Origin of the sequence: Paenibacillus sp. JZ16 (genome assembly GCF_015326965.1) — a bacterium.
Lineage (GTDB): Bacteria > Bacillota > Bacilli > Paenibacillales > Paenibacillaceae > Paenibacillus_AQ.
This window is the reverse complement of sequence record NZ_CP017659.1, coordinates 1,653,538-1,675,236: the sequence shown is the minus strand read 5'-3', so window position 1 is coordinate 1,675,236 and position 21,699 is coordinate 1,653,538. Positions and strand designations below refer to the sequence as shown.

The window sequence follows — 21,699 nt, the reverse complement described above, 5'->3', positions numbered from 1 at the left end:
GAGGAAACAGAAAATGAAAGCTCAATTGAAAGCGGTTAATCAACAGTTCGTGCTCGGCGATGAGCCGATCCAGATTTTGTCGGGTGCCGTACATTATTTTCGGATCGTGCCGGAGTATTGGGAAGACAGACTAATGAAGCTGCAAAGCTGTGGATTAAACACCGTGGAAACCTATATTCCCTGGAATTTGCATGAACCCATGGAAGGACAATTTACTTTTGAAGGCATCACCGACTTGGTGAGATTCGTCCAAATCGCCGGTGATCTCGGGCTGCATGTGATCCTTCGGCCAAGCCCTTACATATGCGCAGAATGGGAATTTGGCGGGCTGCCGTCCTGGCTGCTGAAGTATCCTGATATCCATCTGCGATGCATGGATCCGTTGTATCTGGAGAAGGTTGACCATTATTATGATGAACTGATTCCGCGGCTGGTTCCGTTATTAACCTCCAATGGAGGCCCGGTGATTGCAATGCAAATCGAGAACGAGTACGGGAGCTACGGAAATGATACGGCATATCTGGAGTATTTGAAGGATGGCTTGATCAAGCGGGGCGTAGATGTATTGCTGTTCACTTCGGATGGTCCCACCGACGGAATGCTGCAAGGGGGAACCGTTCCAGGCGTGCTTGCCACCGTCAACTTTGGTTCGAGAACGGAAGAGGCTTTTGCCAAACTGCGGGAATATCGGGCGGAAGACCCTCTCATGTGCATGGAATACTGGAACGGATGGTTTGATCATTGGCTGAAACCGCATCATACCCGGGACGCGGAAGATGCCGCTGCGGTGTTCAAAGAGATGCTGGACTTGCATGCATCCGTGAATTTCTACATGTTTCATGGGGGAACCAATTTCGGATTTTATAACGGGGCGAATTTTCACGAGAAGTATGAGCCGACGATCACCAGCTATGATTATGATGCCCCACTCTCGGAGTGCGGGGATGTAACAGCCAAGTACGAGGTTATTCGCAGCATGATTGCGAAGCATCAGGGAAAAGAGCTCTCTGATTTTCCAAGTTTGCCTCAGCCCGTCAAGAAAAAAAGCTATGGCTCGGTTCGCATGACGCATTATGCCGACTTGCTGGAGCATCTGCCGACGCTATCCGAGGCGGTGAAACGCACAACACCTGTACCGATGGAACTGCTGGGTCAAAGCTATGGCTTCATCGTTTATGCAACGGATATTACCGGACCTCGCCAGGGAGAATCGTTGCATCTGCAAGAGGTGCATGACCGGGCACAGGTATTCCTGGACGGTAAGTATCAGGGGACGGTTGAACGCTGGAATCCCCAAGCCCTCCAGTTCGATGTTCCGGCAGCCGGCGCCAAGCTGGAGATCGTTGTCGAGAATATGGGGCGTATCAATTACGGCCCGAAGCTGAAGGACTATAAAGGAATTACTGAGGGAGTCCGGATGAACAACCAGTTCCTGTATGACTGGAGCATCTATCCTGTGCCGCTTGAGAATCCGAATGCGGCGCCGTTTCAACCGCTTACGGGTCCGTTTGAACAGCAGGACCGCCCTACCTTTTATCGAGGTGAATTCTCGGTGGATGACATTGGAGATACGTTTATCCGCTTGGACGGATGGGGAAAAGGGGTTGTATGGGTCAATGGCTTCAACCTGGGGCGTTACTGGGAACAAGGACCGCAAGCAGCGCTTTACCTGCCTGGACCCCTGCTGAAGCAGGGCCGCAATGAAATTTTGGTGTTTGAGCTGCACCATACCGAAACAGCAAGCATCGAACTTGTTGATCAACCCGACTTGGGTTAATTAGGGTGTGGTTAGGCAAACGATCATCATCAATAAAAGGGAGCCCTCTTGTACTTATAAGAGGGCTCCCTTAGTGTTCAAGGAATCATAGAATTAGACCAATTGCTTCCGGACTTTTAAATAACGGTACAGAAGGATGCCAAAAAGCGAGCATAGGATGGCACACAATCCGATGAAGCCATAGCCCGCCTGAAGCCCGCGCAGCAGCCCGAGCTCTGTTCCGCTGCCGTACATTTGCTTGAAGCCGTTTGTGATCGCCCCGATCGCGTAATTGCCGATAACGCTGCCGATTCCCATCATGGTGACGATGAACGTAATCGCGGTGTCGCTCTCTTTCGGATATCTTTTGGCAATGAGCGCCATGACCGTCGGATAAATCGGAGCAATTCCAATGCCTGCTGCCGCGAACAGGAACGCATAGGATTCTCCGCCAAAGATTGCAATAAACGTGCATACTCCGGTCAACGCGGACAGGATGATGATGGACAGCGTGAAGCCGATCCGGTCCGTTATCGGGCCGAGCAGCAGGCGTGCTGCCGAGAAGCAGAGGAAGAAGGCGGACAGCATCCCGGCAGCAGCCGTAGGTTCCCATTTGTACGATTTTTCAAGAAAGTTTACGAGCCAACCGCCAACTGCCATCTCCGATACGACACCGAAGGATAGAATCATGACGACCAGCCACAGTGCAGGATCTTTAACTAACAACTTAAGCGGGGTTCGTTCCGTTTCGGATAGATCGTCCCCGGGAAACTTGCTCATGAGTGCCGGGATCATTGGCAGCACGGATAACATCAGCATGGCCAGATACATGCCCCGCCAGTCCAGCGTGTAGTTAAACACGGTTACGGTCATAAGTCCGGATGCAATCATCGGTGCCACGGTTGAGCTGATTCCGTAGAAGAAATGGGACAGGTTCATCATCGTGCCTGTGTTTCGCACAAAGATCCGGGCAGCTAATATGGCAAGACCGATCTCCAGCATACCGTTTCCAATGTACATAAAGAAATAGGATGCGGTAAACATCGGGTAGCTGTGCGACAGGAAGATCAACACACCAGAGATAGCCATCGAACCGAAGGCGGCCATACTGACCCACTTGATCCCGATCTTCCGCGTTAACAACGCAGTGAATGAACAGGCAATCAAGTACCCGAGCGCGTTCAGGGATAGCAAGGTGCCGATCTGCATTTCATTTAGGTGGAAATCGAATTGAATCCTTGGAATGGCGGGTCCCTTAATGTTTTCCGATATTCCAAATATGATAAAGCCCAGAAAGATGGTTGCCAGATGAAGGGTGTAGTCTTTGCTGAATTTAGGTTTTGCTTTCGTTTGAAGGTCTGTATTCACGGTTATTCCCCAATCGTCATCGTTGAATTTTACATTGCACTTGTATCGGATATCATCATATCCAGAGCAAGCCGCTGCAGGCCGGCTATATAGTCATGCTCCCACTCGCGAAGCAGCATTTCGGGCAGATGACGCTCCGGTACGTAGGCGGAAGCCCGGTCTTTAATGCAGAGCAGGGTGGAGGGCAGGAGGTTATGCTCACACCACAGAATGGCATCCGGATTGAGAATCGCGGTGAAGGCGGCGCTTAATCGGCTTAACGCATCGATTTGCTCCTCATCCGGCTCGATGAGACTGCTCATGACGGCACTTTTACGCTCCAATACATCTTGAAAATTGTTGTCTTTGCTCATCGGTACATAACCGATCTCACCCGTAAAGAACGACTTGCCCCGAACGACGTTTCCATTGATCAACAGCCCCGCCCCCGGTCCGTTGTGTCCGAAATACACGTATACAAGAGAAGCCTCCTCCGTACGGCTCAGATTCTGATAGCCAAGCACGGCCGCATTCATGTCATTCTCCACGATGATAGGAATGGAGAACAGGTTCTCCAGGTAAGATTTGAGGTCGTAATCCTGGAATGTCCCGTACAACGGCACGTGAAAAACGACGCCATCACGAACCGCAGCCGGCATGCCGACCGCAATCGAGCGGATTTTCGGATAACGGTGGATCCAGCTTCTTAGCTGGGAAGCCAGCGCTTCCGGTCCAAGCTGGAGTATGCCGTCTTCAGTTTGTCGTTCGACCAGATCGCCGTTCCAGTTAAAAATGGTGTATACGCTCCGCTCCTTCTCATAATAAACGGCGAGACCCAGCATATAGTCCGGGTTAAAAGCGTAGCGGTTTGCACGTCTCCCGCCGCTGGACTCATCCAGTCCGAGCAGGGTAACTTCGCCTTCCTGCGCCATCTGTTCCAGCACTTTGCTCACCGTTGGAAAGCTGATGCCGAGCCTGTCACTCAGCTCCGCTTTGGTTCCGCTACCGAGCTCCAGCAGGGAAGCGCGGAGCGCGCGCCGTACGGCGTATTTCATGGATTGCGGTGTGGGTAAAGGTTCTTTGCGCGTATCCATCACCACCCCCCTTTCTTTTTAAACGGGTTTAATAAGTATCTGGAGAAGATTATTGCACATCTGAAATAAGGGTGCAAGAACAATTTTGCAGGTTAAGACGGTTGACAACAGCGAGGCTCCATGAGAAAATGTACGCGCGTACATAAATTGCAGGAGGCTTGATGAATATCGCTAGTCGTAAAGAGGTAGCACAGCTTGCCGGCGTTTCGGAAGCGACGGTATCCCGTGTACTGAACGGGGTCGGACCTATCAAGGAAGAGACCAAGCAGCGGGTGCTGGAAGCGGCGGATCGGCTTGGGTATACCCCAAGTGCGCTTGCCCGAAGTTTTGCCCGCCGAAGAAGCGGTAACCTGGGCGTTGTCATGCCCTACCTGCCGAAAGCCCGCATCTTCTCCGCTTATTATTTTTCCGAAATATTAAGCGGTATTGGCAGTAAGGCGCTGGAAAGCCAGTATGACCTATTGATGCTGTTCCGTGAGCCCGGCGGTTCAATGGATTACTTGAATCTGTTCCGCACCCAGAAGGTAGACGCTTGCATTATTCTTGGTGCCCGGGATGATGAAGGCGAACGTGCGGCCATCAAACAGCTGAGCGAAGCGGATCACCCTTATTGCCTGATTAATCAATACTTTGACGGCGAGGCCTTTCACGTTATGGATGCCGATCATGTGGATGGCAGCTATCAAGCCGTTCATCACTTGACGCAGCAGGGATTTCGGAACATTGCTTTTCTTAATGGGCCGCCTCAGTATTCCAACAGTCGCGATCGGTTGAAGGGGTACAGCCGGGCACTGAATGAAGCGGGAATCGTACTGGATGAAACTTTGCTGTTCGAAGGTAACTTCAGCCGTAAAAGCGGTTATGCTGCTGCCGAGAAAGTCGCCGGGAAGCTGGACCGGATTGAAGCCGTATTTGCAGCCAATGACCGCATGGCGATTGGACTTCAGCAGGGGCTGCGTGCGCTAGGCATTTCAGAGGAGCGAATGCCTGCTTTTGTCGGGTATGACGATTCGGAAGCCGCCGAGCTGTGCACGCCGCCGCTTACCAGCGTGAGGGTTCCGTTCTATGAACTGGGATGCCTTGCAGCGGATCATGTGCTTCGTATGCTGGACGCCTCCGATCTGCCAGAAGGCAGCGAAACGAACGCAGTGCTCCATCGCCAGCTGCCAACTCGCCTGGTAATCCGTGCATCTTCGCTTCATCGAAATGAATAACTCTTATTTAAGGAGGAATGAAGGATGAAACAATTACGTGTAGGCATGATTGGTTATAAATTTATGGGCAAAGCCCACAGCAATGCTTACCGGAGCTTGCCGATGTTTTTCCCGGAGGCGTTGAAGCCTGAAATGGTGGCGATCTGCGGCCGCAATGTGTCGGCCGTGCAAGCAGCTGCGGATCAATTGGGCTGGAGTGAAAGCGTTACCGATTGGAAGGAGCTTGTCAATCGGGAAGATATCGATCTGATCGATATCAACGCCCCAAGCGATGCCCATAAGGAGATTGCCATTGCCGCGGCGAAGGCGGGGAAGCATATATTTTGCGAGAAGCCGCTTGCCTTGACCTTGGCGGATGCCAGAGAGATGCTGCAGGCGGCGGAAGAAGCGGGAGTTACCCATATGGTTGGGTTTAATTATAGATTTTCGCCAGCTGTAAGACTGGCCAAGAAGCTGGTTGAGAGTGGAAGATTGGGTCAGATTTATCATTTCCGCGCTTGGTTTTTGCAGGATTGGATCATGGACCCGCAATTCCCGCTGGTATGGAGATTGCAGAAGGAAGTGGCCGGATCCGGATCGCATGGGGATCTTGGTGCCCACCTGATCGATCTCGCGCATTATCTGGTCGGTGATATGCAGGAAGTGATCGGAATGAGCGAGACCTTTATCAAGGAGCGTCCCATTGCCAGCGAGATGACCGGGTTAAGTGCAAAAGGAAGCACAGGCGGTCCCATGGGGAAAGTGACGGTAGATGACGCCACGTTGTTCATGACCCGCTTCGAGAACGGGGCGCTGGGCAGCTTTGAGGCGACGCGCTTTGCCGCAGGGCACCGCAGCACCAATTCCTTTGAGATCAACGGCAGCTTGGGCAGCGTCAAATTCGATTTTGAACGAATGAATGAGCTGGAGGTTTACTTTACGTCCGACGATGAGGATGTTCAGGGCTTCCGCCGCGTACTGGCAACCGATCCCGTTCACGATTATATGGAGGCATGGTGGCCGCCGGGACATACGATTGGTTTCGAGCACACCTTTACGCATGAAATCCTGGAGCTATCGACCGCTATTTCCGAGGGAAGGCAGCCTGTGCCGAATTTCGAGGATGGCGTGAAATGTCAGGCTGTGCTGGAAGCCGTGGATAAATCCATTGAAGAACGCCGCTGGGTGCGGTTGTCGGAAATGTAATCAAGTCACTTCGGCCAATCCTGGCCGGACACATAAAAAAAGGAGTGCTACGCATGAAAAAGGCTTTGATCGTATGGGGCGGCTGGGACGGACATGAACCTGAGCAGGTTGCCGGCATTTTCGCGGAATTGCTTCGGGCTGAGCAATATGAGGTTGAGGTATCCGACACGCTGGATGCTTTTAATGATGCAGAGAAACTTCAGGCCCTGGATCTGATCGTGCCGGTATGGACGATGGGAGAAATATCGAAGGAGCAGGTGAGCAACGTATCGCTTGCCGTGCAGAAGGGAACCGGCTTGGCGGGCTGTCACGGCGGGATGTGCGATTCGTTTCGCAACAATGTGGATTGGCAGTTTATGACCGGAGGTCAATGGGTTGCGCATCCGGGCAACGATGGCGTGAAGTACCAGGTAGAGATTAAATCGAGCTCCAGCCCGTTGGTGGAAGGGATGCAGGATTTTACGGTGGTCTCCGAGCAGTATTATCTGCATGTCGATCCGGCCGTTGAAGTGCTGGCAACCACTCGCTTTCCGGTTGTGGCCGGACCGCATCTGCTGAACCAAGCGGTTGATATGCCGGTAGTATGGACGAAGCGCTGGGGATATGGACGGGTCTATTACAATTCCCTCGGCCATCATGCCGATATCGTCGATATGCCGCAGGTGAAGGAAATGATGCGCAGGGGACTGCTCTGGGCTGCTGAAGGAAAAGCATTATATTCGGGTTCGGACATGAGTGTGTTTACGGAAGGTCAAGGCTACACAGGCATGGGAGACAGCCAATAAGGCAGAAGGAGACTTGGATCATGAAGAAAGTAAAGGTTGGCATCATTGGCTGCGGAAAAATCAGCGGCATCTATATGGAAAACTGTCATAAGTTCGATATCCTGGAGCTGACGGCGTGTGCGGATATCGATCGTGCCCGTGCCGAGGAACAGGCTGCCAAGTATCATATTCCGAATGTATACACTACCGAGGAGCTGCTTGCAGATCCGGAGATTGAGCTGGTCATTAATCTGACGATACCTGCATTACACGCGCAAATTATGCTGGATGCGCTGCAAGCCGGCAAGCACGTGTATGTGGAAAAGCCCCTTGGCGTAACCCGTGAAGAGGGTAAGGCGGTGCTGGATATGGCTGCGTCCAAAGGTCTGCTCGTTGGATGTGCTCCTGAGACATTTCTTGGAGCAGGAATCCAAACGGCACTGAAGTTGATTGAAGACGGGCGCATCGGCAAGCCGATAGCAGCGACCGCATTTATGATGAGCCGCGGTCATGAGCATTGGCATCCCGATCCGGAATTTTATTATGCCGCCGGCGGAGGTCCGATGTTCGATATGGGGCCTTACTACCTGACGGCGCTGGTTCAGCTGCTGGGACCGATCCGCCGTATTAGCGGCATGACCGGGACGGCCCTTGCGGAGCGGACGATTACCAGTGAGAAAAAACAGGGTCAAAAAATTCAAGTGGACATTCCTACTCATGTGGCTGGACTTATGGAGTTTCATAACGGTGCGATTGGCACGCTGATTACGAGTTTTGATGTATTTGGAGGCAGCACGCTGCCTAATATTGAAATCTACGGCACCAAGGGCACGATGCTCGTCCCGGATCCCAACGGCTTTGGCGGCTCCGTACAATATCGATTGACCGGAGAAACTGAGTGGACGGAAGAGCCGCTGCTTCCCGGGTATAACGAGAATACAAGAGGGATCGGCCCGGCGGATATGGCCTACGCCATCCGCAGCGGAAGAGCTCATCGTGCGAGCGGCGAGCTTGCCTATCATGTGCTTGAAGCCATGTGGGGCTTCCATGATGCTTCCGATGAAGGCAAGCGCTATGAGATGGTCAGCACCTGTGACATCCCGGCCCCGCTCCCGCTTGATTTGCAGAAATACACCCTTGATCAATAATAGGATGATTTAAGAAAGCGGCTTAACCCGAAAGGTCCAAGCGGACCACGGAGTAAGCCGCTTTATGCTGTGCACGTGTATACGTTCCCCTGTAAACAAACGATTTTGATTATATGGGCCAAGCCTAAGCTCACGCTCAATCTTTTACGACAAGACCGAATATTTTGGTTAACGGGATGGCTTGATGCGGCGATATGATGCATCCTTGAAGATCTTCCAGGGTCACGCCAATGTTATGAAAGTCCGTTCGGCTTAAGTCGATTCCCGCAAGCTTCGTGCCGGAGAACTGCGATTGGTCGATCTGGCAATCCACAAATTCCACCTTACTTAATTCGGAATGATAAAAATCCGATTTTACGAGCGAGGTGGATTGGAAGGACACCTGCTTCATGTTAGCAAAACGGAACGTAGCGTAGTCGCCCGTACAATGATCGAATACGACATTTCGGATGGTGGCTGCCGTCAAGTCGAGCCCCAGAATTTTGCAATGATTGAATTGTACGCGGTACATAATGGCCTCACTGAGGTCGACGTTGGACAAATCGCAGTGGTTAAACACAAGATCCGTTAGTTCGGCATGGTGGAGCGTGACGTGCTGGAACGTAACATTATGGAATATCATTTGATCGAATTGAACCTTGTCGGCTGAAATATAAGACAGGGTCTCGTCCTGACAAGTGGATTGAATAAATGAGGATTCATCGTCAACGCCAGTATCGGATAGAATCATAGGCTCAAGCTGCTTAGGGAGCTTGGGTTTCACGATTTTGACTGGGGATGATGGACCGGCTGTATTGTTGTTAGAATTGCTCTTGCTATTGGATGACATGAATTCTCCTCCAAATATAGAAATAAGTATAGAGATGATCCTATAGATCTATCGACGTTCTTTCTCCGATGACAGACCGCGTATAGCGGGAGTTTTGAAATGACCCGGTTTCGTTGTATAGAAGTATATCATGTCCTTATCCGATTGTCCGGTCTCTGGAATTGATGGCGGCGTCCAAGGTGCCGCCAAGCCGATTCGGAGACCATGTCAGCAGACTGACACGGCCATTGCCCGTCAGGTCGGCAATGAAAGGTGTCATGCGTTCTCCGGCAACCCAGGGCCCAAACCGTTCTTCCTGCCGCCCGAAGGCGGTCCCCGAGCCATATAGAACGAACCAGTTCCCTGCGGTATGTTCAACAAGAATCAAATCTTCCAGCCCATCGCCATCCACGTCGCCAAGCATCATGGATATGAAAGAACCCATTGGACTCTTGGCGGAATACCAATCTCCCGCATCCACGAGCTGTTTCCCGGTGCTTAACCAGACCTGGCATGTGCCTGAGTCGGAATTCCACACAACCAGGTCATCCAGCCCATCGCCATTCACATCTCCTATGGAGGGTATCATGCCTTCACCCCGTACGGAAACCTCATGCTGAATTAGGGGAGAATAAAAATCACGCCCGGAGCTAAAAGCAATGGCGGCTTTCCCTGTGACAGGGTCCCATAAAAATAAATCATGTCTGCCGTCTCCGTCAAAATCTCCCGTTAGAGTTTTCCAGTCCACGGCTCCAGATTCACAGAGCCAATGACCCGAAGGTACTAAACGGCTGCCTGAGCCCAAGGCAACCTCACATATCCCAAGCTCCGCATTCCATACAGCCGCATCGATGCTGCCATCCCCATCGTAATCGCCAGCCATCGCAGTCCCACCCGGGTATAGTGGCCAATCTGCCAACATGGGGCGTATATATCGTATGCCATTATGGATTTTCATGGGGAACCCGACCTCAAGAGCAGCGTCGTACCATTGGTTGTTGGTCTCGTCCCGGACGATCCATCGATCCGGCAGCGCTTGTCTCTTGGCGTGCAGAAACTTAGGGTGTTTCATGGTCATCCTGTCCAGCAATCGGGTTTCCCTGAAATCCGGTATAAAGGGCATGCTCGAGGTTATGGACACAAACGATTTAAGCTCCCTCTTGAAGGCTTGAATGATTCTTCTGAGCGGTGAATGCTCGTCATAATGCACATTGCCGTCAGCAAGGAAGCGGATATAGGGAAATTCGAGATAGGGGTGGTAAAAGAATGAAGCCAGTTCCCGTGCTCCTGTGAAATCCTGCAATGTCCGTTCTATCCGAGTGACTTCTTCCTCGATCTTATCACCAGCCACATAATAAAGCGGAGTGGGAACGTAGATCGTCCCGTTCGTTAACGGATCGTCCGGGATGTGCTGTAGTGCTGCTGTCCTTGCAACCGGGCTGGAAGGCGGTGATTCATAGAGGATGCCGTTACAGATCTCGATAATGTGTCGCTGGACAGATGAAGCGGTATAATGAGGAGTTTCATACCAAACCGCCGGAAGACCAGCTCTTTGAAACATCTTATGAGCCTGCTGTACCCGCTGATAAGCATAAGATTGCTGCAGCTGACGGAGCGAATGGACCGTTTCGGGCGGATCATCTGGAGGACAGTCGGCGCTGCATTCGGAATAAGCAAATTCAAATCCGTCGCCACTTACCGATCCCCCGTACTGATGCGTATATCCATGAATACCAATCGAGGCGCCAAGGTCTACCATCGTTTGTAGCAGCCGGACAAATCGAAGGGAAGCTCCATCATGCTGATCATCTATCGACCGATCCACATGATGTGCCGGATTCACATACCGCGGAATGACGGCCAGATGAAAGGGAATCTGCAGCTGATGCAGCAACTGTGCGATTACCAGCAGCTTCGCCTGTTGTTCTTCCGTCTCATACCAGCCGCCCGGACCGATATCTTCAAGCCGTATCAATGCCTTATTCAACCAAGATGCGCTCCTTCCAATGCCAGCTGTTTTCGAGATCGCGATATCCCGATATATTTATGCCGGGAATGGGCATTTCGTCATCGGGGATGAAGCGTTCACGAAGAAAAAAGAGGATCGCGGAGCGTGTCCGCGAATACATAGGGATTAAGATATGGGCAGGAGGAAGAGGAAGTTCATGCAGATTAGACACGCAAATGAACAGGATGCAGCAGGCATTGCTAACGTCCATGTGAACAGCTGGAAAACGACGTATAAGGGGATCGTGGATGATCGCTTTTTAGAAAAATTGTCTGCTGCGGATCGGATTGAAGGCTGGCGCCGTAAGCTTGCCAATATGCCGGAGGACGAACAACTTCTGGTCATTGCCGATGAAGATGGCAAGGTATACGGGTTCATGTCTTACGGCACGGAGCGAGAGCAGAAGATTTCTGATGAAGGAGAACTCTACGCGATCTATCTCCTGAAAGAGATTCAGGGGATGGGCTGGGGACGGGAGCTGTTTGCGAGGCTGAAGGAGTTTCTGCAAAAGAAAGGGTATCGTTCTTTACTGGTCTGGGTGCTGGAAGGTAATTCGGCTGAGCATTTTTATAAACATATGGGCGGCCAGGAACGGAGACGAAAAGAAATTGTAATCGGCGGAAAAACGCATACGGAAGTGGCTCTGCTATGGAGTTCCATTGACCGGATTGGATCCTTCTCCTGAAAAATGCCCCGCTTGAGTTTACATTAGAGAGGGAATCTACTATGATGATGATATACCCCGGCGGGTAATTGTTCTGCCGACCTGAGGAGGTTTGCATTTGAGCATAATTCCGATAGGACCTTTTATGATGAGGGCCGACATCGTGATTTTTCTGATCTGTGCGGCAGCCGGATTTGCTGCGCTTCGAATTCGTTTGCGTCAGACGCCGCAGCGGGAATGGATCCTGGACACTTATTTATCTGTACTTATCATCGGTTTTATTTCATGGAAATTCGGGATGCTGGTGTTCGATCCGATCCGCACCGTTCAGCATCCCACCTCGCTTATTTACATGACCGGCGGAACGAAGGGGATATGGCTTGGGGCCGTTCTAGCCCTGGTCTACGCAGCTCTGCGCTGGAACAAAAAAAGGGAGAATTCAGGTCTGCTGCTGAAGTCCGCACTGTTGTCGGCATTTGCAGGCGGATGGGCCGGGTATGTATTTCAGTGGTTGTGGGCGGACGGGGCCGGTGTAAACTCTTCATTATTCTATATGCTAATATTCGGCATACTGCTGACGATGAGCTGGCTTCACTTCCATTCTCCGCTGTCCCGCTTTCTTACCCTGGGATTAGGCAGAAATGGAGCGGTGCTGCTCATCATGGGGGCTCTCTTCGTGTGGGTAATCTATGACTTTGCTTTGACCGCGGGCAGCGAGCGAGAAGCGAACGTATCTCCGAATGTGGAAAGCAATTCGGATACCATTGCTGAAGGGTTAAAGCCCGGACTTCGCGCACCGGATTTTTCGCTGATGAATCGGGAAGGGCAGGAGGTCAAACTGTCCGATTATCGGGGGAAAACCGTTCTTCTGAACTTCTGGGCCTCCTGGTGCCCGCCATGCAAGGTAGAAATGCCCTATATGCAGGATTTTTACGACAAATATCAGGATGAGAATGTAATCATTCTGGCTGTCAATATGACGCATTTGGAAAATAGTATGAGTGAGGTACAAACCTTCGTCGAGAAAAATGGCTTAACCTTCCCTGTCCTATACGACCAGAGCGGAGCAAGCACGAGACAATATGAGGTGGTGGCCTATCCGACCACCTACGTCATTAAGCCGGATGGTGTGATATCAGAGCGGTTTCAAGGCGCAATCGACGAGGATTTAATGGTTAGGGCCTACCGAAAGGCTAGTGATTAAGTCAGGTTCAATTGCGGATTTTTGGTGACGTGGACATCTATCTCTGCCGCCTTCTCCCCAGGAGGAATATAATACACAAACGCTGGGGAGGGGGAGATAGAGTGCAGCCAATACCAATTTCGGCAGAAGGATGCAGAGGTTACGTCGGAAAGACCGTTTGCGCTGTCATGCGTGATGGAACGGAAGTCGTGGGGACCATACGCGGTGTACATGATCGAGGCCTTGAACTCGAATTTGCGAACCCATCCGCATATATATTGTCCACAAAAGGCAAGAAGGGCAAAAAATCTTCGAAGTCTACTAAAGGCGGTGCGCACACGTCCGCATTCGGACCTTACGGTTACGGCGGATACGGCTGGGGAGCCAATGTGCTAGCTTGGGAAGCCATAGCGCTGTTGTTTCTCATTCCGTTTTTGTTTATCTAAGCGGTCACAGGCTTTAGATTACGGGCGCAGTGTTTTTATAGAAGAGACAGGCGGGGAATTCCCCGGTACTGTCTCTTTTTTTTTTTAGATATCAGAAAGTATAAACTTCGAAGCATGGGCCTTCCTGATATCGCAAGAAAAACATCCTATAAGCGCGGTCTGTCTTCTGAGAAAGTTCGTCGATAGACGTTTTTCTTATGATAGCCTCATACATTACGAGTGGAGTGGGCATTGTGGATGGGTTCAACGGATGTATTCGATTGACTGAGCAGCCATATAACCGGCGTGAATGAGACAAGAAAACAGCTGCCCGCCAGAATCGGAAGCAAGGACCATTCGGCGATGGAGTATCCAAGAAACGTCTGCCATCCGATGGCGATTAATCCGAGCAAATACGCCAAGCCGCTAATATGGATCAGTATCGGTTTAACCGCAGGATTGACGGATTTTCTGATGGACAGCCACGCCATAAAAGGGATCGCTTGCAGAGCATGGAACCCTAGTCCGTGCAGCCAGATGATATTGCCGTCGATCCCGGTATAGCGTCCCGCGTTGACGGAGATCCATATGCCGGCTGCAAAAGATAGCAGCACCGCAATCATGGCATAACGAATGCCGAGTCCGAGTTCCGGATGGGCTTGCATTACACGCTTGCGGAAGTACTGGGCGCCAAGGATCAGGTAGAATATGATAAGCAGAATCGCAACAGCAGGAAAAATAACCGAGATGACATGATCAAAGGTCGAGCCGTTCTGGACGAATCGCGGATCGACACCGCGGAAGTTTTGAACGGTTTCGGCGAAGTAGGAGAACAGAACGAGCGGAATATAACACCAGCGGTAGATCGATTTGCTTCGAGGCCTCATACCGGAAACCGGTAAAATGATGGCGGTTGATATGATGAATATCCCCAGGGCCGCGTTGAAGGAAAACGCTTTGGAGATATCTCCATCAGGCGAGACAGGTCCTCCATTCAGCAATACCCATATCCCGCATATTCCGGCTAACAAAAACCCGAGCAGCCCCGTCAGCAAGAGCCAAGTCTCCTGCTTATACAGCTTGATCGCCCGGTTCGTCGCTTCACGTGCAAGTTGATTCATATGAATGACACCCTCTCCGTAATGATGAATTGTTTATAATTTACAGGAGAATGGGGGTGACTTTAACGGGCTGGGGATGTAAGGGGACCCTGTACGCCGGAATGATTTCAAACTGGACTAAAGCCGGGGATAAAGCGAGTGTTAATCAGGACGGGAGAGAAACGGAGCCAGTTCTTTTTTACTAGATTAGGCACTAAGAAATGAACCTCTCGCTTGATTGCTCCTTTCCTGTATACCTACTAAAATTGAAAAATGTGGTTATTCACGAGATCGACCGGTTAATAGGTTTATGGAATTGAAATTTGCATTTAGACTGCCTGAAAAGCAGAGGCAAAAAAGACAGAAGGGGCGTCCGTATTTATGTCCAATCGAATTTTAGTTACACCCGAGCAGTTGGAGCAGGTATCCACGCAATTTGCGCAGTCAGGGCAACTTAGCAGCGATATGGTGGAACGGCTCCAGCGAAGCATTCATGAAATGGAAGACCAGTGGCAGGGGATGACCCGTGAGCGGTTTTTCGGGGATTACCAGCAAGCCAGGGCAACCATGATCAAGTTCGTAGAGTGCTTACAATCGATATCCACCGAACTGAAGCAAATTTCCGTCAAATTCCGTTCCACGGATGAGATGGTGAACGGTGCTTCCGCTGGTGGAGCAGTTGCCGGAGCAGGTATTCTGGCTGGAGCAGCCTCCGGAGCCGGAATTCCTACGGCAGCTGCAGCAGGCTCTGCAACTATGGCTTCCGGTGTTTCTGCTAAATCTTCAAGTAACCCGCTGGATGCAGCACTTAAAGGTGTAAATGTGGAAGGCAGCGTAATCAAGCATGAAGAGAATGGGTTATTTGCCAAAGCCATTACAGGCAGCGCAGGGGCCAGCCTTACTGAAGGAGCGCATGCCAGCGGCGCAGTTGTAGAAGCAGGCTATGCTAATGATCATGTCGAAGGTTCGGTTAGCCTGGTTAAGGCCGAGGTTGAGGCGGCCGTTAAGGATGGCACGCTCAGTGTCGGGGCTGAAGCTACATTAAACAAGTATGAAGGCGGCGTGAATATTCCGCTTCCATGGACGGATAAGGAGCTGCATATTGGAGGTTCCGCTTCACTCGGCGTACTCGGCGCATCCGCTGAGGTGGGGAAAAGCGGTTTAAAGTTCCACGTGCCGTTAGGACCTGGAGCAAGCCTTGTCGGGCTCGGAGGAGCGATTACGGTAAAATAGAAGGGGGAGCACCGCCGATGAGCGATAAACAAAAACGGTTCAAATACATAATGGTGATCATTGCTGTTGTCGGTGTACTGGGTACCGTGATTCCCAATCTGCTTGACACAAGTTACGCAGCTGCGGAAAAAGCAGTCATTTGCCTATCCTTTCTCATTGGAGTACCGCTCGTTGTGTCGATTGTATATTGGATCGGTAAAAAAATATTGAAGGGTTGATCAACATGGAACAGCATGAGCAAACGGAACAGAAACTGCTGCCAATCGGATCCGTAGTCAAGTTCAAGGAATGGGACCAGACGCTGATGATCTATGGTCGGATGCAGAACGACTCCAAGACGTTGAAGCGTTGGGATTACGTGGCCTGCTTCTACCCTCACGGGAATCTGACCGCGGATTCCAATATCTTTTTCAACCATAAAGACATTTCGGAAATTGTATTTATGGGTTACGTCAATGAGGACGAAATTGCGTTTCGTGATGCATTGATCGAAGGAATTGCGAAGGCGGATCAAATGGCAGCCGCAGGCTCGGACAAATCATAGTTTCATCATATAGCAGCACAGCAGCATAGCAGCTCTGTTCAGAGGCAACTCTGGCAGGGCTGCTTTTTTGTTTGCAACAGATTCACAGTGCGTAATCCTAAATAAACATATTTAAATCTGTGTTTATTTTTGAAAATATACTATTCAAAGATAAACGGGCGTGATATTATGAGAAACAAATGAAAGCAAATTCATATGGTCAATCGGAGGGGAAACTTCATGGTTCAAAGCTTATGGGAACAGTCAAAGGCGCAGCAGGCACAAAATACATTGGATGAGCTGGTCTACCGTTCAAATTTAATCGGGTCCGACCGGCGTGTGTGCAACTGGGGCGGCGGCAATACATCCAGCAAAACAACGATTCAGGATTTTCGCGGTAAAGACATAGAGGTTATGTACGTAAAAGGCAGCGGATCGGATCTGGCTACCATGAAAGCGGGCAATTTCACAGGTTTGCGGATGGAGGACATCCGGCCATTATTCGAAAGGGATTCGATGTCGGATGAAGAGATGGTGGCTTACCTGGGTCACTGCATGGTCGATTCGAAGCACCCGCGCGCATCCATTGAAACGCTGCTGCACGCGTTCTTGCCGTTTCGGCATGTGGACCATACACATCCGGATGCCATTATCAGCTTATGCTGCGCCCATAACGGCAAAGAATTAGCCCGGGAGATCTTTGGCGACCGATTTGTGTGGGTACCATACGTTCGCCCTGGATTTATGCTGTCTAAGATGATTGCCGAAGGGGTGTTGGCTAATCCGAAAGCCGAGCTTGTGCTTATGGAGAAGCACGGGCTTGTCACTTGGGGCGATACATCGGAAGCCTGTTACGCACAAACGATTCGAATCATTAGTGAAGCGGAAGCCTACATCGAAGCGCGAGTGAATAACGACAAGCTGTTCGGTGGCCGGAAGTTCGCGCCACTGGCCTCGGAAGTGCGCCGCAGCATCGCCGCCGAAGTGATGCCCGCGGTCCGCGGTGCCGTCAGCGATGTGAAGAAGATGATCCTGTCCTTCGACGATCAAGAGGATGTGCTGGACTTTGTCGGGGGTATCGATTCGCCGAAGCTGTCCCAAGTAGGCGCAGCTTGCCCCGATCATCTGGTTCATACCAAGGTAGTTCCTCTCTTCATCGACTGGACACCTGATGCTGAAGATGTCGAAGGCCTTAAGGCAAAGCTGATCGAAGGCATTGCAGCATACAAAGAGCAGTATCAAGCTTATTTTGAACGCAACCATCATGAAGGCGACATCATGTTCGAGGCGGCTCCGCGCGTCATTCTTATTCCGGGCATCGGCATGATCAACACGGGCAAGAGCTGGGCGATGTCGCAAGTCAGCGGCGCCCTGTATCATCGGGCGATTGCGGTCATGCGCGGCGCGACGGCCTTGGGCGATTTTGTATCCCTGAGTGAAAATGAATCCTACAACGTGGAGTATTGGCCGCTGGAGCTGTATAAATTGAGCCTCGCACCGGCAGAAGCGGAGTTTTCGCGCCAGATCGCTTTTATCACCGGAGGAGCAGGCGGTATCGGAAGTGCCACGGCCCGCAGGCTGGTAGCTGATGGCGCACATGTCGTTTTGGCGGATTTGAACCTGGAAGGCGCGCAGCAGGTAGCCGAGGAGATCAATGCAAAATACGGGGAGAATCGGGCATTTGCTGTTAAAATGGATGTAACCGACGAAGAGGCCGTGAAACGCGCCTATCGAGAAACCTCCATCACTTATGGCGGTGTTGACATTATCGTCAACAATGCGGGCCTTGCGACATCCAGCCCGTTTGACGAGACATCGCTGAAGGAATGGAATCTGAACATGAACGTGCTGGGCACAGGTTATTTCCTGGTTGCGCGGGAAGCCTTCTCGTTGATGAAGACACAGGGCGTTGGCGGAAGCATGGTGTTTGTGGGATCGAAAAATTCGGTCTATGCCGGCAAAAACGTGACTGCATACAGCTCCGCAAAAGCACTGGAGGCTCACCTGGCTCGCTGCATTGCTGCGGAAGGCGGAGAATACGGCATTCGAGTCAATACCATTCTTCCGGATGCCATTCTGCAAGGCTCCGCGATCTGGAATTCGAACTGGAGAAACGAGCGGGCAGCAGCTTACGGGATTGAGCCGGATCAGCTTGAAGAGCACTATCGTAAACGCACGACGCTTCTTGTCAACATCTATCCGCAGGATATTGCCGAAGGCATCGCTTACTTTGCATCATCAAGATCTTCGAAGACAACGGGCTGCATGCTGACAATTGACGGCGGAGTGCCTGCTGCGTTTACTCGTTAATCGAATGAAGATATGACGCATCTACCGCAAGAAATCAAGATTACTTATTAAGATGGGAAGCTGGGTCAGAGATGACCTAGCTATCCATATCATACGGGAGGTTATGGGATGAGGCAGGATGTTGCAAGGAACTTTGAAGAAGCGAAAAAGCTCTATGGGCAGCATGGCATCAACGTGGACGAAATTTTGACGGAACTTGAACGCATCAAAATCTCCATTCACTGCTGGCAAGGAGACGATGTCCGGGGATTCCTGTTCCGCGACCAGGAGCTGTCCGGGGGCATCTCCGTGACCGGGAAATATCCAGGCGCTGCAGGAACGCCGGAACAGCTGCGGGCCGATCTGGAAAAAGCGATGTCGCTCATTCCGGGATCCCACAAGGTGAACCTCCACGCGATCTACGCGGATACCGATGAGACCGTTGATCTGGATCAGCTGGAGCCGAGGCACTTCCAATCTTGGGTGGATTGGGCCAAAGAGCAAGGAATCGGACTCGATTTTAATCCGACCTGCTTCTCCCATGACAAATCGAAGGATGGGTTTACGCTGAGTCATCCCGATCCGGCAATCCGTCAATTCTGGATTGAGCATTGCAAGGCATCACGAAGAATCGGGGCTTACTTCGGCGAACAGCTGGGTCAAACCTGCGTGACGAATATCTGGGTTCCGGACGGTTATAAGGATGTGCCGGTAGACCGAATGGCGCCGAGGCAGCGGCTGAAGGAAGCGCTGGATGAGATTTTTGCTGAAGATATTAATCCGCAATGGAACCTCGATGCCGTCGAGAGTAAACTGTTCGGACTGGGCTCAGAGGCTTACGTTGTGGGTTCGCACGAGTTCTACATGGGATACGGCATACAGAACAACAAGCTGATCTGCCTGGATGCGGGTCACTTCCATCCAACCGAGAGCATTGCCGGCAAACTGTCATCGCTTGCCCTTTTCACCGATGGACTTCTCCTTCATGTCAGCCGGCCGATGCGCTGGGACAGCGACCATGTCGTCATCATGGATGATGAACTGACCGAGATTGGACGCGAGCTGGTGCGCAATAACCTGCTGGATGTTACCCATATTGGACTGGACTTCTTTGATGCCAGCATTAACCGTATCGCCGCGTGGGTTATCGGTACCCGAAATACGATAAAGGCGCTGCTGCGTGCCAAGCTGGAACCTGTCGATCGGCTGAAGCAGGCCGAACTTGAAGGCGATTACACGACCCGCCTGGCGTTAACGGAAGAGTTTAAATCCTATCCGTTTGGAGCGGTGTGGGATTATTACTGCGAACGTATGGGCGTACCTGTAAGAGAAGAGTGGCTGTCCGAAGTGAAACAGTATGAACAGGATGTATTGCTGAAACGTACGCAAGCATGAGAAGAGACGGAGTATCACTCGGGCTCGTGCCTGAATCGTTGATTATGATCTGACAAGGAGGCTGGAAGCCTTGAACGTTCTTGCATTTGATTTGGGCGCAAGCAGTGGCAGGGCCATGCTGGGCCAATGGAACGGCCGAACCATCGACGTAACGGAAATTCACCGGTTCCCGAACGATCCGGTTCGAATCGGCGACCGTTTCCAATGGGATATACTGCGGATCTACCACGAGATGAAGCAGGGCTTGCTCCGATTGAAAGGACAGCATAGCCTGCCGACGAGCATCGGTATTGATTCCTGGGCGGTGGATTTCGGACTTCTGGATCGGAGCGGGGAGCTGCTCATGAATCCGTATCATTATCGGGACACGCACACGGATGGCGTGATGGAGCAGGTCTTCCGGGATGTGCCGCCTGCCGAGATTTTTGATCGGACGGGGATCCAGTTCCTCTCATTCAACACGATCTATCAGCTGGCTTCCTTACAGCGTCAGAAGCCCTACTTGCTTCAAGAAGCCGAGCGTCTTCTTATGATTCCCGATTTGCTGCGCTACTTCTTGACCGGCGAGATGGCGAATGAATTTACGAACGCTACTACAACGCAGCTGTATAACCCGCTTTCGGCAAGCTGGGATGATCATCTCTTGAAATCATTGAATATTCCTCATAAGTTATTTCATCCTGTGGCTCAACCCGGTACGCATGTTGGGGCTTTGAGATCATCCGTCACGGAGGAGCTGGGGATCCCGCCGATTCCGCTCTATACGGTTGCAGAGCATGATACGGCTTCCGCCGTGGTCGCGGTTCCGGCTATAGAGCGTTCGTTTGCTTACTTGAGCTGCGGTACCTGGTCGCTGATGGGAACTGAAGTCGATCAGCCTGTCATTCATGAACGGGCCAGAGAGCTGAACTTCACGAATGAGGGAGGAGCCTACGACACGTACCGACTGCTCAAGAATATCATGGGACTTTGGATTCTGCAGGAATGTCAGCGGACCTGGGGACGAGAAGGGTTAACGTACTCCTATCCCGAATTGGTTAAGATGGCGGATGCGGCGCCGGCATTTGCTTGTTTTATTGATCCCGATGATCCCATATTCCTCCCAGCCGGAGATATGCCGAAGCGTGTAGTGGAATATGCGGCGCGCACAAACCAGAGCGTTCCGCAGGATGCAGGCGCTCTTGTACGCTGCATTATGGAGAGCCTGGCCATGCAGTACCGTTATGTGCTGGAGTTGACCGAGGAATTGTCGGGGCAAAAATTTCAGGGCTTGCATATGGTGGGCGGTGGCATTCATAATGAAACATTATGCCAGTGGACCGCGAATGCGATAGGGAAACCCGTATGGGCTGGACCTGCGGAGGGCAGTGCCATCGGCAATATGGCCGTGCAGTGGATCGCGCAAGGCGAGCTGTCCGATATATGGGAAGCACGCGCAGTCATTAGAGAGTCCTTCCCGGTCAAGACCTACGAGCCGAAGGAAACTTCCTTATGGGAGGAGGCTTACGGGGTGTTCGGTCAGCGGACCGGGAAGAGATAGAATATACGAACAGTAAGGATGGG

Annotated in this window: 19 protein-coding genes; 14 read left to right on the top strand and 5 right to left on the bottom strand. The window is 51.5% G+C overall.

Features of this window, described 5'->3' with window-relative positions:
- Window positions 1–13: 13 nt before the first annotated feature.
- The gene (locus tag BJP58_RS07400; RefSeq protein WP_194543426.1) at window positions 14–1,777 is read left to right on the top strand and encodes a glycoside hydrolase family 35 protein; all 1,764 of its coding nucleotides are present in this window, start codon (window positions 14–16) and stop codon (window positions 1,775–1,777) included.
- Between the two features lie 93 nt (window positions 1,778–1,870).
- Here BJP58_RS07400 and BJP58_RS07395 read toward each other — a convergent pair whose 3' ends face one another.
- Window positions 1,871–3,124 (bottom strand): MFS transporter, encoded by a 1,254-nt coding sequence (locus BJP58_RS07395; RefSeq protein ID WP_194543425.1) that lies wholly within the window; start codon window positions 3,122–3,124, stop codon window positions 1,871–1,873.
- Between the two features lie 29 nt (window positions 3,125–3,153).
- Entirely contained in the window at window positions 3,154–4,197 is a 1,044-nt protein-coding gene (locus BJP58_RS07390) for an ROK family transcriptional regulator (protein ID WP_233354999.1), read from the bottom strand.
- A gap of 161 nt (window positions 4,198–4,358) precedes the next feature.
- Here BJP58_RS07390 and BJP58_RS07385 point away from each other — a divergent pair, with 161 nt between their 5' ends.
- From BJP58_RS07385 to BJP58_RS07370, 4 genes are read left to right on the top strand one after another with little or no spacing between them, the layout of a single operon-like run.
- Window positions 4,359–5,411, top strand: coding sequence for a LacI family DNA-binding transcriptional regulator (locus BJP58_RS07385; protein ID WP_194543423.1), 1,053 nt, complete (start codon window positions 4,359–4,361; stop codon window positions 5,409–5,411).
- A 24-nt stretch (window positions 5,412–5,435) separates the two neighbouring features.
- Complete coding sequence (locus tag BJP58_RS07380; RefSeq protein ID WP_071220291.1) at window positions 5,436–6,596, top strand: Gfo/Idh/MocA family protein; 1,161 nt, start codon at window positions 5,436–5,438, stop codon at window positions 6,594–6,596.
- A 53-nt stretch (window positions 6,597–6,649) separates the two neighbouring features.
- A complete protein-coding gene (locus tag BJP58_RS07375) occupies window positions 6,650–7,381 on the top strand; it encodes a ThuA domain-containing protein (RefSeq protein ID WP_194543422.1) in 732 nt (243 codons plus the stop codon).
- A gap of 20 nt (window positions 7,382–7,401) precedes the next feature.
- Complete coding sequence (locus BJP58_RS07370; protein ID WP_194543421.1) at window positions 7,402–8,508, top strand: Gfo/Idh/MocA family protein; 1,107 nt, start codon at window positions 7,402–7,404, stop codon at window positions 8,506–8,508.
- 136 nt (window positions 8,509–8,644) lie between these two features.
- On the opposite strand, the gene BJP58_RS07365 is transcribed toward BJP58_RS07370, so the two are convergent.
- On the bottom strand, window positions 8,645–9,337 hold the full coding sequence (locus tag BJP58_RS07365) for a pentapeptide repeat-containing protein (RefSeq protein WP_194543420.1): 693 nt from the start codon (window positions 9,335–9,337) through the stop codon (window positions 8,645–8,647).
- 136 nt (window positions 9,338–9,473) lie between these two features.
- Window positions 9,474–11,303 (bottom strand): DUF2334 domain-containing protein, encoded by a 1,830-nt coding sequence (locus BJP58_RS07360; protein WP_194543419.1) that lies wholly within the window; start codon window positions 11,301–11,303, stop codon window positions 9,474–9,476.
- Between the two features lie 178 nt (window positions 11,304–11,481).
- Between BJP58_RS07360 and BJP58_RS07355 the strand changes: the two genes are divergently transcribed.
- The 3 genes from BJP58_RS07355 (at window position 11,482) to BJP58_RS07345 (ending at window position 13,617) form a co-directional block, all read left to right on the top strand.
- Window positions 11,482–12,009: a GNAT family N-acetyltransferase gene (locus tag BJP58_RS07355; RefSeq protein WP_194543418.1), complete on the top strand. Its 528-nt coding sequence runs from the start codon at window positions 11,482–11,484 to the stop codon at window positions 12,007–12,009.
- Between the two features lie 97 nt (window positions 12,010–12,106).
- Window positions 12,107–13,192 carry a redoxin domain-containing protein gene (locus BJP58_RS07350; protein ID WP_194543417.1) on the top strand — a complete coding sequence of 362 codons (1,086 nt, stop codon included), beginning with the start codon at window positions 12,107–12,109 and terminating at the stop codon, window positions 13,190–13,192.
- A gap of 101 nt (window positions 13,193–13,293) precedes the next feature.
- Window positions 13,294–13,617: a hypothetical protein gene (locus BJP58_RS07345; protein ID WP_194543416.1), complete on the top strand. Its 324-nt coding sequence runs from the start codon at window positions 13,294–13,296 to the stop codon at window positions 13,615–13,617.
- Between the two features lie 206 nt (window positions 13,618–13,823).
- On the opposite strand, the gene BJP58_RS07340 is transcribed toward BJP58_RS07345, so the two are convergent.
- Complete coding sequence (locus tag BJP58_RS07340) at window positions 13,824–14,717, bottom strand: hypothetical protein (protein WP_194543415.1); 894 nt, start codon at window positions 14,715–14,717, stop codon at window positions 13,824–13,826.
- 360 nt (window positions 14,718–15,077) lie between these two features.
- Here BJP58_RS07340 and BJP58_RS07335 point away from each other — a divergent pair, with 360 nt between their 5' ends.
- From BJP58_RS07335 to BJP58_RS07310, 6 genes are all read left to right on the top strand, one after another.
- Window positions 15,078–15,929 (top strand): WXG100 family type VII secretion target, encoded by an 852-nt coding sequence (locus BJP58_RS07335; RefSeq protein ID WP_194543414.1) that lies wholly within the window; start codon window positions 15,078–15,080, stop codon window positions 15,927–15,929.
- A 17-nt stretch (window positions 15,930–15,946) separates the two neighbouring features.
- Complete coding sequence (locus BJP58_RS07330) at window positions 15,947–16,147, top strand: hypothetical protein (RefSeq protein ID WP_071220301.1); 201 nt, start codon at window positions 15,947–15,949, stop codon at window positions 16,145–16,147.
- 5 nt (window positions 16,148–16,152) lie between these two features.
- Window positions 16,153–16,473, top strand: a complete 321-nt coding sequence (locus BJP58_RS07325; protein WP_194543413.1) for a DUF4176 domain-containing protein — start codon at window positions 16,153–16,155, stop codon at window positions 16,471–16,473.
- Window positions 16,474–16,692: 219 nt separating this feature from the next.
- Window positions 16,693–18,762: a bifunctional aldolase/short-chain dehydrogenase gene (locus tag BJP58_RS07320; protein ID WP_194543412.1), complete on the top strand. Its 2,070-nt coding sequence runs from the start codon at window positions 16,693–16,695 to the stop codon at window positions 18,760–18,762.
- A gap of 108 nt (window positions 18,763–18,870) precedes the next feature.
- The gene (gene rhaA, locus BJP58_RS07315) at window positions 18,871–20,136 is read left to right on the top strand and encodes an L-rhamnose isomerase (RefSeq protein WP_194543411.1); all 1,266 of its coding nucleotides are present in this window, start codon (window positions 18,871–18,873) and stop codon (window positions 20,134–20,136) included.
- Window positions 20,137–20,206: 70 nt separating this feature from the next.
- Window positions 20,207–21,676 (top strand): rhamnulokinase, encoded by a 1,470-nt coding sequence (locus BJP58_RS07310; RefSeq protein WP_194543410.1) that lies wholly within the window; start codon window positions 20,207–20,209, stop codon window positions 21,674–21,676.
- Window positions 21,677–21,699: the final 23 nt, after the last annotated feature.